Below are 16,177 nucleotides of genomic sequence, written 5' to 3'. Positions count from 1 at the left end.
CTAAAAGGTGGCAAAATTTGGGCGGGTTCATTACGTCATCTCCACTGGTCAGCGCACATACTTCCAGGCCTCTTTGGGCACCCGGTCAAAAAAACGGTTCATGGCAATTTCTGCCCGCCGGTGGTCTGCCGCCTCCCGGAGGATAAACCGGTCATCCCCGGACAGTTTCATTTCCATATGTTCAGCCACTTTATCCAGATTGTCGGCAGATTTAATTTTTCGTAACTGCCTGACAAGATCCATTTTGTTCATATTACACCCCCGGTAATAAACACATTTATATAATACATTCTTTACTCTTTTGTATCTTACGGTGGTTGTTATGGCAATATTTAAATACTTTGATTTTTAAAGTAATAACATCCACGAAAACAGATACAATATTAAACACTTCTCTCCTTATATAATATCAATACGCGCCGATAAATGATATTATCACGGGAGAATGATGCATGAATGACTTTCATATTTTAACCCTGTGTCTTGCACAGGGGAATACACACCAGGCTTTGCTGATCCTACGGGATAAACGTGAATCTGTTGCCAGAAAAATACTGGAAAAAGCCGGTGTCCGGGTTCCTTCCCTGTCCGGCCGGTTATTCTGGCACTGGGCACAGGACTATATTATCCGTGAATGCCGGCGCCAACTGGAGCACCTGAATGCTGAACCCGCTCTCCCTGAAAAACAGTCCCCGGACACCGGTTCTGTCACTGGCCGCCACCCTGAGTCCCCGGGAACTGGATGTGGTGAAACTGGTCGCCCTGCTGGCGATGCTGGGCGACCATATCAACACCCTGTTTCTGTCCCCGTCGCGGCCGGAGCTGTATGCTCTGGGACGGATGGCGTTCCCCCTGTTCACCCTGATGTGGGCCATCAACCTGCACCGCCCCGGGAGGTCACTGCAGGCGCGGGCAAATCGTTGCTGGCTGTGGGCGGTGGCGACACAGCCCTGCTTCACCCTGGCCTTTTACGGCCTGGTGCCCTGGTACGCCCTGAACATCCTGTTCGTGTTTGCCGGCGTCACCCAGCTGCTGGCCCTGACAGACCGGGCTGGCCGGCGGGGAACCCTGGCGGGGCTGGCCATTCTGGTGCTTCTGCTGTGGCCACTGACCCCGGCCAGTTACGGGCTGCAGGGACTGGCTCTGGCACTGTGTGCTGCGCTGTATTTTCACCCCGGCCTGGCGCGTTACCGGCAGTGGCTGACCGGCGGGCTGTGTGTTTCCCTGCTGACCCTCAACGGGCTGTCGCTGTTGCCACAGTGGCCACTGGCCACCCTGGTGATGGCGGTACTCCCTACCGTAATGCTGCCGCCGTGTGTCCTGACGGCCGTAACCGGACAGTCACCGGATGGCCGGCGGTTTATGCCCCGGTCGTTCTTCTGGTGGGCCTATGCCGGGCACCTGCTGCTGCTCGGGCTGGTCCGGCTGGTCCTGTGAAGCGTACTGAATACCGTTTCTGACCGGTCTGGCGCGGCCCGGTTACCCGTTAAATGAGGAACAGGATGATGAAGAAAAAAACAGGCCAGCGGGTGTCCGGCGACCCGCGTAAGCGACCGGCCCTGCAGTGTAAACGGGTCCTGAAACTCCGTGAGTTTATTGATATGGAGAACCCCCGGGAAGTGGCGGAGCTGCGCTGGATGGCTGTCCAGCTGAAGACGGATGAAACCGGGGGCGAGTTTCTGCTGTGGTATCACGGGGAAACAGGGGTGAGCATGGAGTATCTCTGCGAACTGAGCTACTGCACGGAATACCTGTTTGACAGTCTGTTTCAGACCGACATGGTGGACCCGGAAACGGGTGAGCTGGCCCTTGACGCGTTTTTCAACGCCCTGCTGGCGACACCGGAGGCCATTCCTTACATCAGCCCCGTCTGGTTTTCGCCGGAGGTGGACCGGTTCTTCAGCCGGGTGAGACAGTTTATGGCAGAGCGGGGTTACCTTCAGCATCCCGGTGACCTGATGGACCTGTCCGGGTACGAACAGCGGGTACTGGATCGGGAGTATACCTTTGCCCCGAATGAACCGGTGAGGTTTCCGTATGCGACAGAGGAGGATGATACCAGTGAAGTCATGGACTGGCCCTGACCCCTCCGTTCCCTGCGGGAGCCGGCAACCCTTCACACACCCGGAAGCCAGTTCCGGGCTGTGCTCAGCGTTTATGAATAAACTGACCGGCTGGTAATGGCAGAATCTGATGAGGCGCAATAACAATGAATAATGTGTTCCGGAAATGGGGGGCGGGGATCAGTTTTGTCCTTGACTACCTCCTGGTGCCAGGCATGATTCTCTGGCTGACGGGGTCGGCCCTGTACGACATGTTTACCCCCGGGTTGGGAGTAATCGCCTGTACGTCAGCCACTGAGGATCTGACCTGTTCTGTCGCCCCGTGGCTGCTGGGGTGGGTCGATATCACCCTGAAAATAGCCGGGGCCACCTTTCTTCTGGCGGCGTGGTTTTTTTGTACGCTACCGGCCCGCCGGGCGAAAAAGGCGGTATTTAAATCCACGCTGAAGCCGGAAGATTTTGTCTGACCACGCAGCAGTCGGGTATCCAAACTGACCTCTATCGGATCAAATCGCGACTAATACAATTGAAGAAGTGAATCAAGAATAAATGTTAAATCGTGAGCCTAAATTTAATCCTCTTTTTCATTTAATACTTTAATGTTATTGCCATGTTTTATGCCTAGCCATTCTCCTTTTGTGCCTACAATAAGCAGAACCATTGGTTCTGTTGCTTTAATTCCTGTCAGCCATGATTGTATGTCTGTATACGATGGCTGAGGAAAATCTTCGGGATGAGTATGCCATTCTCCTAAATAAACAAGAAAGCCATCTGACTGTTTAAAAAGCTCATCTACTTTCTGTTGATGGTGAGAGCCTTTTCTTTCAAATCGATTACGTGTTCTGATGTCATCCAAATCTGGTTCTGAAATGTCAGTGACTACAATATGCTGTCCACGGCGTTCCCCTATTAAGGTTCCACCGGCTTCAGTGCAAGAATAATGCTCTTGGCGATATGAATGGAGCAGTCGTGTGACTTTGCTCATAATCACTACATGGTTGTCAAAATTATCGATGAATACTAATTCATTTATGTTCATTACAGACAGGGCAATTAGGTTGATGTGGCAACACTTGAGGCCTAAGCGACCGCCCCCCCTCAAGGACATATTCATTGTAAGTCCACTTTAACTCTGGTTCGAGGGTACTTAACACAGCCATCTGGGCCAGAGATGATGTTATGCTACTAACTGCTGCATCATAAAGGGTGTAAGTACTGCCACAGCTTTTATTTTTTTCACCTGATATATCAAGACCAATAAACCGTGAATCGGCTCCGTTATGGTATCTTGCCGGGTTAGAAACCATACACCCATAACAGCTTCGGCCATCATCAATAAATACTTTTGATGCCCTGCCGTTGCCATCATTGAACGCGTGAATAATAAATGGTCTTTGCTCTAGAGGAATCTGTCTAACCACTGCAGCGATGCGCTTTGATACAGGAGGGCGCCCTGTTGCATCGATAATGATGTCGTACTTCTGCATTAATTCTGTGCTGATACAGAATTGTTCATTAAATCCAACAACTTTTGTTTGTAAATGCACAGAGTCTTGGAGTCTGGCTGCAAGTGAAAGAGATTTAGGCCACCCGAAATCATGTGATGATAGCGTATGGCGACCAAAATTACTGGGTTTGTACGTATCATCATCATAAAGATGTAGAAAACCTTTACCACATCCGGCTCCGTTGCGGAGTAATAATTCAGCCAGATATCCACCAATTGTTCCACAGCCTATCAACGCAATACGCTTTGTTGACAGACTTACTGCACCCTTCCGTCGTGTATTCCGGCTAAGAAGCGTCGTAATGTCAGCACGAATGACGCCCAGCCTTTGATATTCTGTGCAAACACTTTTGCCACACAGCATCGCGGCGAGTTTGACTGTTGAGTTTTTGGCTGACTTCCTGTGCCTTCTGAAATCAACAGATTGCGTATTGAACTCAACATAGATAGCAAAGATGTCTTGGTTTAAAATATCAAATAGAAAAATGTATCTTTTCTTCCCTTCGGCTTTGATGTGTTCAATGACTCTGTCTCTGGCATTGTGGTCTGATTTTTCAAGCCATTCCAGTAAGTCCCGGAATGAAGCCGGTGGCCATTTCATCCCGGCAAGGCTGCTAGGGTTTACAGAAATGTAATGCGTGTTAATGGGAATCTCATTTAACGAACTCCGGGGGAAATATCTTTGTTTTAACCAATTGGTAATAACTACTTCTGAGTCCTCTGAGGATGATTCCTCAACCGTTATGTACTCCTGTCTGGTAGTTCCATCTGCTTTTAGTGATTTTGCTAGAAAGGTTTTAAGTCTGGTCCTTCGGCTTGCGTTTGACAGAAGAAAAAGTTTCTCGCTGGGGTGCCAGTATGCGGCAAACTCCCCTTCCAGTTCTCTCTTATCATTTAGCCCTTTCGTAGCTGCAGATACCGAATTAATGAGGGTCTTGTGTATCTGTGCATCAATTTCTTTGTATGTCCCTTCCAGATCATTGGAATCCCAGTCTGCTTCCATCTGATCAACATAGCAGAGGAACCCTTCCTGAGCGATGTGTGGCATAAGGCAACTTTTGAACTGCTCAGGTAGTTCAATAATGAAAGCTGTTGGCAGTTCTATGAAGGGATCGGGACGAATTACCAGAGCAACATTAAAGTCACCGGCATCGGTCGCGTATTTTTTCGTGTAATAACCTGCACCGCGTTCCTTACTATGCAGAATAGATTTTTCAGGGAGATTGCGGGCACGCGTATAGCGATACCCGCATCCTATCATCACTTGATGGAGTTGCCCGTCCTCCATTAGCCACTTACCATCGTTTCATTAATTTTTTTAGATGCTGGCTCTTTGGATGGCGAATTGAGAAATGCCGGAGCTGCAGCACTTGACGTAATTAACGAAGCATTGGTTACACGTTTACCAAACGCTTCATTGATTTTTCGTAACGCATCTTCTCTGCTTTCTGCGTTCTCTGCATCAAGCAAAATACCGTGTAAGTTTCTCATGGTTTCAACTATGGCTCTCTGGTGTTTGTTTTGATCACTATCAGCAGGGAACAATAGCTTTTCGTCAGTATCGTCGGGGCTTTCTACTCCACGATTGAACTCTCCTGGCAGTAACCTCGCAACGAGTTTCATTGTCCCGGCGAGGTCAGCACCATTATGAGCCTCTCTATCGAGGATATATACAATCGCAGCCATCAGACTGATTGATGATGGACCTCCAACATCCCATTGAGCATCTCGCCAGGCCTTCATAAAACGGCAAATAGACCGAAGGTGTCCACCAATACGTTTGCAACTGCTACTGAACCAGTCTTCTACAATTTTTGGGTCACTGATCGACCATCTTCTGATCCCTTCACGTATTGCTAAATTCACTTTATCCGACTCAACGACAAATGACTCAAGCCCAGCTCGGTTCAAAGCTGCAGACTCAATCATTGAGTCTGCTTTTATGAGGTGTGCAGAATCTGCTGCTGTTTGCTTTTCCTGAAATTTATCTTTGGGAATTGCATACATAGGAACGTCGATGTGTGTTTTCTCATGAGGGATTTTGATGCGACCGCAGGTGTTCTTTTCTTCAAATGCCCATCCTGCATTCTCTGCTTCTAACGATTTCAGTGACGTATCTACAAGCAATAGCAGCAGAGTGTGTCCAATGCTGGGTTTCGATTCAAATACTGTCATGGGCATGTAGGTACCATCATCAATGTCCATTTCCTGCCCCGGATGAAAAGGCCTGTTCAACGTATCATATTGAAAGCTCCCTTGTGTGGCAAAACGAGGCTGGTATTTGATGAAGTCATCGCGGGCATCATCTTCCATTTCAAATATGAGTCTCGCGAGATTGGCACGGTCTGCAGGGGAGAGGTAGCGAACATTTGTTTTCTCTAGTTTTAATCTGACGCTCTCGAGCGTCAGTGCTTGTTTTCTCACGTCATAAGCGACTTCGCGGGCTTCCTGAAACACATCTCTGGTTCGTTCACGAATTATCTGACGAAGCGCTTTAAGTTGATTGGATTCATCTTTACTCAGCTTGAGCTTACTAATTAAGCCATCGACATTGTTGCTATAGTAATTGTTAAAGTCCCAATGCATCAGAGTATCTCCTACACGATTGTGCGCTTAAAGGGTTTTGCAGGTGTGGTGAAAAAGTGTTTAAGCTTCCGGAGTTGGGCGAACTGTACATTAGCAAGTTGTTTTCCCCTTGCGCTCAGGTTATCCATGGAACTCTTTGAGGCATTATCCAGCGTGATATCACCGGCTGCTTCATTAGGAATCACTTCATCAAGATTGGTGTAGTTATCTAAGGAAGGTGCGAATAAGTGGGGAAATTCTTCTCGGCTGACTCAGTCATTTCATTTCTTCATGTTTGAGCCGATTTTTTCTCCCGTAAATGCCTTGAATCAGCCTATTTAGACCGTTTCTTCGCCATTTAAGGCGTTATCCCCAGTTTTTAGTGAGATCTCTCCCACTGACGTATCATTTGGTCCGCCCGAAACAGGTTGGCCAGCGTGAATAACATCGCCAGTTGGTTATCGTTTTTCAGCAACCCCTTGTATCTGGCTTTCACGAAGCCGAACTGTCGCTTGATGATGCGAAATGGGTGCTCCACCTTGGCCCGGATGCTGGCTTTCATGTATTCGATGTTGATGGCCGTTTTGTTCTTGCGTGGATGCTGTTTCAAGGTTCTTACCTTGCCGGGGCGCTCGGCGATCAGCCAGTCCACATCCACCTCGGCCAGCTCCTCGCGCTGTGGCGCCCCTTGGTAGCCGGCATCGGCTGAGACAAATTGCTCCTCTCCATGCAGCAGATTACCCAGCTGATTGAGGTCATGCTCGTTGGCCGCGGTGGTGACCAGGCTGTGGGTCAGGCCACTCTTGGCATCGACACCAATGTGGGCCTTCATGCCAAAGTGCCACTGATTGCCTTTCTTGGTCTGATGCATCTCCGGATCGCGTTGCTGCTCTTTGTTCTTGGTCGAGCTGGGTGCCTCAATGATGGTGGCATCGACCAAGGTGCCTTGAGTCATCATGACGCCTGCTTCGGCCAGCCAGCGATTGATGGTCTTGAACAATTGGCGGGCCAGTTGATGCTGCTCCAGCAGGTGGCGGAAATTCATGATGGTGGTGCGGTCCGGCAGGGCGCTATCCAGGGATAACCGGGCAAACAGACGCATGGAGGCGATTTCGTACAGAGCATCTTCCATCGCGCCATCGCTCAGGTTGTACCAATGCTGCATGCAGTGAATGCGTAGCATGGTTTCCAGCGGATAAGGTCGCCGGCCATTACCAGCCTTGGGGTAAAACGGCTCGATGACTTCCACCATGTTTTGCCATGGCAGAATCTGCTCCATGCGGGACAAGAAAATCTCTTTTCTGGTCTGACGGCGCTTACTGCTGAATTCACTGTCGGCGAAGGTAAGTTGATGACTCATGATGAACCCTGTTCCATGGCTCCAGATGACAAACATGATCTCATATCAGGGACTTGTTCGCACCTTCCCTAACGCATCGTAGAGTGTAAGTTCACGCAGGAGCATGTTTTTTTGGAGGTGTTGATTAGCTGTCATTGTTGTAAGGATCAGTCGTTTACCTGTACCCCAAAGACGGCAGTATCCATTCCACCATTTTTTACTAAGCAGCTTCGGACTGAGTGAATACTCTTCACCGGCTGTACCAATGTTTAGTATGTGTACATCTTTATGAGTAACATTAGGAAAATCAGACTTCATGTCCCTGAAAACTTCTAGCAGACCGATATAGCTGGGGTTGTTAGCGACCAAACCGCCATCCGCAAAATGAGTGTTTAGATCTTCACAATAGTGTGGGGCGAAGTATGTTGGTGCGGCTGAGGTTGCGAGCGCGGCATCAATCAGTTTAAGTCTGCCATCGCGTGTAAAATCGGGATTGTGCGGAGTCTTGAAAAATTGAGGTTTTCCTGTTGAAAGATTCACCGCTGGAATCATCACTCTCCTGGTCAGATCATTAAAGGTGGTTTCACTGCCGATCATCGTTTCAATGGTTTTACGGAGAGGAGTGCTACTGTAAATAGGTGCAACGAGTGACTTTATTAGATTGGTTATACCCCATTTTGTTGGAAAAATATCGTTCGCTTTATCGTAGAAAACATTTTCCAAATCCCGAGCACTCTTGCCCTTAGCGAGCCCTAGCGCCAGTATCCCACCTATAGATGTTCCAGTGATGAGATCAAAGTAGTCTCCAATTTTGACATCATGGTCAGGGTGCATGAGGGCTAGAATTCTCTCAATCTCAGCAAGCACACTGATTGTAAACATCCCTTTCGCACCACCACCATTTAGGCTCAGTATCCGCACGCCAATTTGATTGGCCTTGTTTACATCAGTCATTGCTTACTCCCGTTCGGAAAGAAAGATTTAAATAAGATGTGTCCGATTTATCTTATTTCAAGGGCAAAATAACCAACACTTCAAAATAAGGCTGAGATTTTTGATGATGATAGTGATGGAAAAGTACTGAGGTAGGTCTGTTATTTTTGACTCTATCAAAGAGTTCAGCCTGCCTTACAGCAGTGTAAACGGGTCCTGAAGCCCAGAGAGTTCCGGTGCCCGGGAAGTGGCGGAGCTTCACTGGATAGCTGTCCAGCTGAAGACGGATAAAACCGGGGGCGAGCTCCTGCCGTGGTATCGCGGGGAAACGGGTGTGAATGTGGGACTATCCCTGCCCCCACAGTTCCCTGCGGGAGCCTGCAATCCTCCACACTCCCGGAAGCCCGTTCCAAGGCTGTGCTCAGCGTTTATGAATTGCAATAGCGATGAAAGATGAGTGGACGATAAACAGCACTAATACCACTGACACTCTTTAAGCATCATTTCTGGCCTGATTTATTCCGTCCCACACTTCTTCATTAAGTCTGACCTCATCAAGCATCTTGCGCTCACTGGCATCCGGAAGTTTGTATTTCAGGATAATATCAGTGACGTACTTAATATCATTGAGCGTTTCATTATTGCGCTCAATACTGTCTTTAATATTTTCAAGTTCTGCCAGTGCGTCATTCAGAATGTACTTCTGATGTTCCAGTCTTGCATTATAAAGGCTTCCAGCCTCGGTGTTCGTATATAACCCATTAATTTTTGACGATATAACGGCTAACAAATAAGCGATAACGGCAAGCAAAACAAGGGGGATGATCGCGATATAGAAAAACACAATATTCTCTCCTTAAGTGAGTATTTATTAGAAGTTCGGTTCAGAGATTTCTTTAACATGGTTACGCCCCGCGTAATACCACAGTTTTTTCTGATTTTTACTTGGCTGTCATTTATGCCCGTCAGGGCATGTAAGGCGGCAGCACAGGTGTGACAGACTGCCCTGAACGTAAACCGCCGGAGCCCGGCGCAGCCGGTACGAAATCAACCGGTTCTGCCTTGCCCATCCCCCACCCTGATAAGCCCTACCCGCTCAAAGCCACGCAAAACTTAATTTACGCGGCCGGAGTGGTCACGGCGTCAGCCGTGGCGTATCTCCGCGTTATGCGCCCTTTTAGGGCGCTTACGAGCGTGTACACCGAACCCAAAAGCCACACAACCAGCAGCCACACAAGACCACCTAGTTACAACATCCTTCTGAAAGCCACGCCTGTTCCGGGCCAGAGGCCCGGGGCGGGGGCGGCCTTTGCAGGAGGGGGAGAGGGGCACGATGGTGCAGGTACGGCAATTCTGTGGGTGTTCGTGGGCAATGGTGCCTCAGAATGGACGCAGGTGTGTCAGGTGGGGGAGGATTTGGTTCTTTGCGTATGTTGTAACTATTTTGGTGTTGGGGCCCGCCACGCAGTGGTGGGAGGTGCATCTGCTTTTTTTCTGAGTGGCGCGTCCGTCAGGACGCTGCAGGCGAAGGCCTTTTCCGATGTCGGGGGTTGTCCCCGTTATTCACAGATTCTGCGGCCTGTATAACTGTTCTTTATTGTTATATGAGGGGGTTATGTAGGTCTTGCGGTTAACGCCCGTGACAGTTGCCGCTAACCTCTTCTGCTTATTTGCAGTTAAGGGTGGATAACTTTTCCGGGCAGGTGAAACCGGGGTAACGGGCGTCAGAATGACGTCTGTCGGGGAGTCAGACTGGCAGGGATTTGTACAGGAAGTGAACAGTGGCGGGATACGGACGTGGGGACGCCTCCGCCGTCAGGCGGATGGCTGAAAAGCAGGGTCAGTGAAGGGGCGGCGGTGTGCCGAAGTCCACCAGGTCGAGCTGGTACAGGTTGTCCCACACCATCTTCTCGAACCGTCTCGCGGGCATGTGCCGGGCTTCCGGGCCGTGGCGCCGCAGTATCCGGCTGGCCACTTCGCGCTTGCGCTCCTCAAACGGCAGGGATTTCATGCGCCGGCGGAATTTGCCGTCCGCAGCCCGGGTCCGGCGTGAAATCAGGGCATTCATCCGCGCATCCGCATACCAGTCCTTCCGCAGGCTCTCCGCATCCAGGCTCCAGTCCTCACGTTCGCTCCGCAGGTTATGCAGTCGCTGTTCGCGGGCCTGAATCAGGTCGTCCTCACGCACCCCGAGTATCCGGAAACCTTCATCAGTCAGTGTGATGTAACGGGGCAGACGGGTTTTGTTGATGCTGTCCCAGTTATCCGCCAGGTCCGGCGGCGGCACGGCAATACCGGTACGGTAAAACAGCCGGATGGCATTGCTGATACGCCGGGCCGTCACCGCCTGCGACTCCATCACCTCACCGTGTTCATCCCGGGGACTCAGGGCCCCGGCCAGCTGGCCATAATTGAGGGTCACCACGCCGGTGACAATGTTGACATGATTCAGGAACGCCAGCGCCAGGGCATCGAACAGCCGCCGGGACATGGCCGACATTCCGCGCCGGCGGTATGCCCGGATACGCTGCACCACCAGGGGGTGGGCTGACGGACGTATCCCGTCCGGTCGTTCGGGGCTGACCATACGGTTGACGGCAAACTGCAGCACACTGGGCAGTTTTTTGAAACCCGCCGGGCGGTGATACGCCGGGAACGGGCATTTGCAGGCCGTGGAATGGGTACCACGGTGGCGCTTATCCGCGCGCAGAATTATCTGGTCAGTCACCCCACGCTGCACTTATGGCGGGGGTGTATTGTGTTATGTTGAACATGCGTTATAATCCTTTGCAGGCAACGCGCCTGCTTTTGGCCCCCTGAATATCTGACCTGTTCCGCCAAGTTCACGACAGATTTCAGGGGGTTTTTGCATTCAGGTCCCGTACACGGGCACCCTGCACCCGGGCGTATTACGGACACGCCCCGTCCATTGATTCCTTCCATCCCCCGCCCGGCCGCATTTTATCGGACGCAGGACACACCTGTGACTTAACCTGCCAGTCCGCATCCGGTCCGGGTCGCCTCACCCGTTCCGGCCTGACAGTGTGTGTTAAGTCGCAGCTTATGAATTTTCAACGGCATTTCCGCTCAAATACCGTTACAGGCCTTAGCATACCGTCACAATTCAGAATTTTCCAGGAAAAGGATTATCCGGATATGCAAACAAATATGACACCGCTCGCCGCAGACGCAGGACGATGACGGCCTGCGTGAGGAAGCGGAAAGGCACCACAGTATAAGGGAATACCTGACGCACGGACGTCGTTAGCTGCATAACTGGCGGGTTATGCAGTGAGTCCGTATCGGGGTGAAGGAAGTGTATTTAAAGCGGGTTTGTTGTGAAAATACAGTCAGAAAAAGGTGGACGATGCTCAGACCAGCCAGAACGTCACACCAAAGACAATGACCGCGAAAATGGCTGTTGATCCCCAGGCAAACGCAGGCCAGAATGACACCGCCAGCATACCAAACAATATGATTAGCCCTACCGGGATCAAGGTACTTGCAAAATACCGAAGTTGCCATCGCAACCATTTTTTCAGGAAATTCATCGTAACATCCGCATAATGGTTTCAGTAATTTCTGCTTCATATATACCTGACACTTCAGACAGATCCGTTCTAACTAAGTGTGGAAAAGTGTCTGTGTCAGGGAAAGGAGAAATCATCAATGCAGCATCTGCATGACTGGCTGTTCGTGCGGTTACCTGGCCTTCCAGGGGTCAGTTTGGATATCGAAAATTATTATACGTTAAGGGGGTTACGGCGTATAACCCCCTTAATCTGGTAAAAATTAGTTTACTTTTTAGGGGCTGACTTCAAAGTATTGATAATCCACTCTTCAAATTTATTTTTCTTTTCAAACTGATACACGTCATAAGCTTCAGGGTAACGTTGTTTGAATCTTGTTTTGAATTCCTCAATCTCAAAATCACCGTTAAACGTATTGCCCACTGCTATTACTTTTTTGTTTATATCTTTGATTAAATGACCCTTTTTCTTTTTGGGCAATTTAACACTTTCACCAAATGCTTGTAATGCGCGGAATGCCTCTTCTTTGACTGTGTAGACCAAGTCGTTCATCATCAGACGCCAAAGGATGTCTATAGACTGTCTGCACTTAAACTTTTTGAGTGAGTTAATGGCGCTGATTCTGTCATGATAGTTGTTTTTGTTACCCGCTTTCTTTTTTAACTCATCAATGTTTTCAGGGATTTGTTCTATCCATTCGATTTTCTTATTATTCATTAATGATTCTTCCTGTTTGTTGCTGAGTAGTCCTCACAATATTAGAGAAAATCTAACCATTCAGATCACCGATAGCAATAGGGTGTATCCTACTGCGATAACGTAATCGTATGATATTCTCAGTTTCCCTAGTGTACCCCTTCACTATCGGCTGTAACCGTAGTCAGTAGCCTTATCGTCCACTAAGCAGACTAGATTAGCGAGCGATACTTGCTTAGCTCTTTTACGGTTTGCGCCATGCCTTGACGTAGCAAGGCTTCTAAGTAGTCATCAGCTGACATTGGCGGCTTTCTCAGATTGCTACGCTGCGTAGTTACTGCCGAGAGTACTAAAGCGCGATTTAAATCGAACAAATCCATCAAAAAATCATCAGGATGCAACGCTTCAATACCAAAAGCATCAAGTGTCGATGCCGGAAAATCTTTAAGGTTAAATGTCACAATGATTTCAGCGTTGCTACGAACTGCAGCTGCGACGACGTGGCGATCATCAACGTCAGGTAAATCGACACTTTCAGTTAGCGGTTCAAAACCGGTAATCATCGCATCGGGAACCGCTGTATTCATCAGTACGGCTGTGCGTTGAATCTGTGCCAAGGTTAAATCAGCCCTGTTTGCCAAAAGGTTCCGCTGCCATTCATCTTCAATAATGGCTGACCATTTCGGTTGATACAGCCCCGTCTGCCCTAAGCGGATCAGTAAATCCCGTAGAAATGACGGGTAAAGTACGCAGGCATCTAAAACTACGGGATAAGGTGTATGGTCCATTAGTAAAGTCCAAGCTCCTGGCTTAGATCTGCCAACTCCTGCATTGCTTTGTTGCTTTCCCTGTCTCGCTGATCTTTGTAATTCATCAAATCGGCGAAAAGTACGCGGCGATGGCGACCAGTTTTATGAAAAGGTAGCTTCCCGTCTTCCAGAAGTTTCACCATATGAGGGCGTGAGACATTCAGAATATTGGCTGCTTCCTGCGTTGTTAATTCTGCATGTACAGGAACAACCTGGACCGCGTTACCGAGGGCCAGTTCACCTAAAATCGACATAAGCAGCGTCAGAGAAGACGTTGGCAGTTCGATCTGGTGGGTTATGTTATCTACGTCCTGAATTGCAATTTTTTGTGTTTCCATTTTTGTGGAGAGGTAGGCAGCAAGCTCCCTTTGTCCACGAACAGCTGCCTCAATCTCCCCTTTAGCCGGAAGGCTAAGGCTATCAAGAATTGAGTTTGTCATTTTAGTATTCCAGTTATTTAGTTGATTTAATTGTATAAATTTATGGTTTCAATATGCGATTTCAGTTTATGGTTTCAATATGCGATTTCAGTTTATGGTTTCAATATGCGATTTCAGTTCTAGTGTTACAGCAGCTGTTACTTAATAGATTATTCGAAACAAACGAAAAACGCAATAAACGAAACAAACAAAACATACGAAATACACACACGGCGTGTTTGATACGAATGACGGAGAAACCAAAGCCGAAGTTGAAGTTCTGGCGGCAGAGATAGTTAAAATAGTTGCACTACCTCATTTACTCATAAACTCAAATGAGTAAATGAGGTAGTGCAAGGCCTTGCAGAGGAACACGAGGAAGGTATAGGCATTGAGACTAAATCAATCAATTACAGATCAAGGTGGTTAAATAATGCGCTTAACGTACAATAATTTTCGATATCCAAACTGCCCCCTTCCAGAAAAGCCAGGTAAAAAGAATTGGTCAGGTTCTGGAGATAATCCCCACATCGAACAGGTAATTACGGCCCTGTTCTGACACCCGGTAACGGGGTTTTGACGGTGTGTCCCCGGGCACAACGCTCACAAACCCCTGTTTTACAAGACTGAGTACAATGTTGGCCACATTGCCAAAACCAGAGATTTGATTTACGGCCAGCATCCTGTCCAGAACCATCCAGTTCCAGTCTGTATCTTTTTCAGACATCACTTTTAAGACATTTAGTTCGGTTTGAGTCGGCTTCATTTGTATACATCCGGGTGAAATACATCACTGTCTTTCAGCTTATAATCTTCCTGCGTTGCTGTATGCGCATTGCTCCATAATTCATAGCCAGCGGCACCTTCAGGTTCACCGGTTCCCCCCCCAAATGGCAATAACGCTCATACTCACGACATTCGTGAGTGTAATAATTCAGGTTCACTTTTTCCGGGGAAAACTCTCCGTTTGCAATATTTTTGAGCCAGCCAACCTAATCCTACCCACGTAATTTGGACATTCCTTTTTCTACGAACAGAACATACAGCTTTAGATACAAGCCACAAACGATCAACTTACCAGTCAACAACTGACAGATTCATCAATTTAATCTTTTATTTGTTCAATAATGAAACCATCTTCCCTAACAAACTTAAGTAATCTATCCAAACTACCGATACTCCACTGGTTGGATATAGCCACCATTTCACCAGATGAAAGTTCAATGATGTCATCATCATTAATATGATACCTGTTCTTTTTATATCCTGTAATCTGTTCAACTAATGCTATTGTCCTTTGCTTTATGACATGAGATAGTTTGTGTTTAAGAGTTTCAAGATTTTCAGGATTATGCTTCTCTATCCAGTCAGTAATAACCACAAGAGCCAGATTCCTCTTATTATAAGTCACACCTTTGTAATTATAACGAGAATAGTCGCGATCAGATTTATTAGAACTGGATATCTGTTCAATTCTTTTCTCCCTAAATTTAACCTGATACTCGTCAAGCTCAGGAACGGGGATTATCTGTTCCGAATTTATAAGCACCTTACCATCAAAATGGTATGGTGTTATTTTCACACAACTGATATCAACACCTTTATCCCTGAGCCAAATAGCTGTTGTCGTGAGTTCTTTACTAAATCCTGCGGAGGCTAATATAATCCTTACATCTTTTCCAAAATCAACAAGTTCAGTATCTTCCAACTCAACAAACTCCAGTATTCGCTCCTTGGCATCAATACCCAAATTATTTTTTGTTATGTAGTTTTGGTAATATTCACATGCTTTAGAAAAGCTCATTGTGGAAATCATAGCGGCATACCTGACAGCCTGAAGTTCCATATGTGCTCCTATTTCATCTCGTTTTAGTTCAATAACAACGAGATTAGCCTGTTTATCAATAGCCAAAATATCAATTCTTCTTTTACTATCCTCCCAGTCAGAAAACTCCTCAGATATTACCAGAGACTCAGGAGCTAATATCTCAATGTTATTCTTAATTGCCTCCTGAAGGTCATAACGTTCCTGTAACCCTTCGATACTGTAAGTTGTTTTTTCCAATGGCGTGAGGATTTTATTCGATATGCTATAAAGACCCATGTTCAATCACCTGGTGATAATATATAAGAAATACTGACAGTTGTTCTTACACTTCGCTGTTACAAAGTGTATTAGCTTAACTGTGATAACTGCTTCCGCCAACCAGTTTATCAGTAAATTTTTCGTATCATTACGCCTAATAACTTATCGTTAGCATACCGGGAGGGCTGGACCCGACTTATGAAATGCGTTGTCAGGGGCTTGAATGGGAT

17 protein-coding genes and 1 pseudogene are annotated in these 16,177 nt (G+C 47.8%); 3 read left to right on the top strand and 15 right to left on the bottom strand.

Annotation, left to right across the window (positions count from 1 at the left end; all coding sequences use genetic code 11):
- Positions 1–48 precede the first annotated feature (48 nt).
- Positions 49–252 carry an Hha/YmoA family nucleoid-associated regulatory protein gene (locus MPHASIOC01_RS10075; RefSeq protein ID WP_036114630.1) on the bottom strand — a complete coding sequence of 68 codons (204 nt, stop codon included), beginning with the start codon at positions 250–252 and terminating at the stop codon, positions 49–51.
- 408 nt (positions 253–660) lie between these two features.
- On the opposite strand from MPHASIOC01_RS10075, the gene MPHASIOC01_RS10070 reads away from it, so the two are divergent.
- The 3 genes from MPHASIOC01_RS10070 to MPHASIOC01_RS10060 all read left to right on the top strand — a co-directional run bounded on the left by MPHASIOC01_RS10070 (position 661) and on the right by MPHASIOC01_RS10060 (position 2,530).
- The gene (locus MPHASIOC01_RS10070; protein WP_353614512.1) at positions 661–1,437 is read left to right on the top strand and encodes a TraX family protein; all 777 of its coding nucleotides are present in this window, start codon (positions 661–663) and stop codon (positions 1,435–1,437) included.
- A gap of 65 nt (positions 1,438–1,502) precedes the next feature.
- Complete coding sequence (locus MPHASIOC01_RS10065; protein WP_353614511.1) at positions 1,503–2,084, top strand: hypothetical protein; 582 nt, start codon at positions 1,503–1,505, stop codon at positions 2,082–2,084.
- A 125-nt stretch (positions 2,085–2,209) separates the two neighbouring features.
- Entirely contained in the window at positions 2,210–2,530 is a 321-nt protein-coding gene (locus tag MPHASIOC01_RS10060) for a hypothetical protein (RefSeq protein ID WP_353614510.1), read from the top strand.
- 104 nt (positions 2,531–2,634) lie between these two features.
- Here the strand turns inward: MPHASIOC01_RS10060 and MPHASIOC01_RS10055 are convergent, their stop codons facing one another.
- From MPHASIOC01_RS10055 to MPHASIOC01_RS09990, 14 genes and pseudogenes are all read right to left on the bottom strand, one after another.
- Entirely contained in the window at positions 2,635–3,048 is a 414-nt protein-coding gene (locus MPHASIOC01_RS10055) for a Mov34/MPN/PAD-1 family protein (protein WP_353614509.1), read from the bottom strand.
- A gap of 40 nt (positions 3,049–3,088) precedes the next feature.
- Positions 3,089–4,858 carry an E2/UBC family protein gene (locus tag MPHASIOC01_RS10050; RefSeq protein WP_353614508.1) on the bottom strand — a complete coding sequence of 590 codons (1,770 nt, stop codon included), beginning with the start codon at positions 4,856–4,858 and terminating at the stop codon, positions 3,089–3,091.
- Positions 4,858–6,156, bottom strand: a complete 1,299-nt coding sequence (locus MPHASIOC01_RS10045) for a CBASS cGAMP synthase (RefSeq protein ID WP_353614507.1) — start codon at positions 6,154–6,156, stop codon at positions 4,858–4,860. The genes MPHASIOC01_RS10050 and MPHASIOC01_RS10045 overlap by 1 nt, the downstream gene beginning before the upstream one ends.
- Before the next feature lie 358 nt (positions 6,157–6,514).
- Complete coding sequence (locus MPHASIOC01_RS10040) at positions 6,515–7,495, bottom strand: IS5-like element IS5 family transposase (protein WP_000019402.1); 981 nt, start codon at positions 7,493–7,495, stop codon at positions 6,515–6,517.
- A 45-nt stretch (positions 7,496–7,540) separates the two neighbouring features.
- Entirely contained in the window at positions 7,541–8,356 is an 816-nt protein-coding gene (locus tag MPHASIOC01_RS10035; protein WP_405027771.1) for a CBASS cGAMP-activated phospholipase, read from the bottom strand.
- A 544-nt stretch (positions 8,357–8,900) separates the two neighbouring features.
- Positions 8,901–9,251, bottom strand: coding sequence for a hypothetical protein (locus MPHASIOC01_RS10030; protein ID WP_353614505.1), 351 nt, complete (start codon positions 9,249–9,251; stop codon positions 8,901–8,903).
- 996 nt (positions 9,252–10,247) lie between these two features.
- Positions 10,248–11,135, bottom strand: a complete 888-nt coding sequence (gene repA / locus MPHASIOC01_RS10025) for a plasmid replication initiator RepA (protein WP_353614431.1) — start codon at positions 11,133–11,135, stop codon at positions 10,248–10,250.
- Positions 11,136–11,778: 643 nt separating this feature from the next.
- Positions 11,779–11,958 (bottom strand): hypothetical protein, encoded by a 180-nt coding sequence (locus MPHASIOC01_RS10020; protein WP_353614430.1) that lies wholly within the window; start codon positions 11,956–11,958, stop codon positions 11,779–11,781.
- 246 nt (positions 11,959–12,204) lie between these two features.
- Entirely contained in the window at positions 12,205–12,654 is a 450-nt protein-coding gene (locus MPHASIOC01_RS10015; protein ID WP_353614429.1) for a HEAT repeat domain-containing protein, read from the bottom strand.
- Positions 12,655–12,845: 191 nt separating this feature from the next.
- Positions 12,846–13,421, bottom strand: coding sequence for a PIN domain-containing protein (locus tag MPHASIOC01_RS10010; protein WP_353614428.1), 576 nt, complete (start codon positions 13,419–13,421; stop codon positions 12,846–12,848).
- Entirely contained in the window at positions 13,421–13,882 is a 462-nt protein-coding gene (locus tag MPHASIOC01_RS10005) for a helix-turn-helix domain-containing protein (RefSeq protein WP_353614427.1), read from the bottom strand. The genes MPHASIOC01_RS10010 and MPHASIOC01_RS10005 overlap by 1 nt, the downstream gene beginning before the upstream one ends.
- Positions 13,883–14,366: 484 nt before the next feature.
- Positions 14,367–14,627: a MarR family transcriptional regulator gene (locus MPHASIOC01_RS10000; RefSeq protein WP_353614426.1), complete on the bottom strand. Its 261-nt coding sequence runs from the start codon at positions 14,625–14,627 to the stop codon at positions 14,367–14,369.
- Positions 14,624–14,844: pseudogene (locus MPHASIOC01_RS09995) on the bottom strand (hypothetical protein); the annotation flags it as partial. The pseudogene MPHASIOC01_RS09995 and the gene MPHASIOC01_RS10000, both read right to left, overlap by 4 nt.
- Positions 14,845–14,966: 122 nt before the next feature.
- Positions 14,967–15,965, bottom strand: a complete 999-nt coding sequence (locus tag MPHASIOC01_RS09990; RefSeq protein WP_353614425.1) for a hypothetical protein — start codon at positions 15,963–15,965, stop codon at positions 14,967–14,969.
- Positions 15,966–16,177 lie beyond the last annotated feature (212 nt).

The organism is Mangrovibacter phragmitis (assembly GCF_040429585.1).
GTDB classification, from domain to species: Bacteria; Pseudomonadota; Gammaproteobacteria; order Enterobacterales; family Enterobacteriaceae; genus Mangrovibacter; species Mangrovibacter phragmitis.
This window is presented reverse-complemented; position numbering and strand designations above follow the sequence as displayed.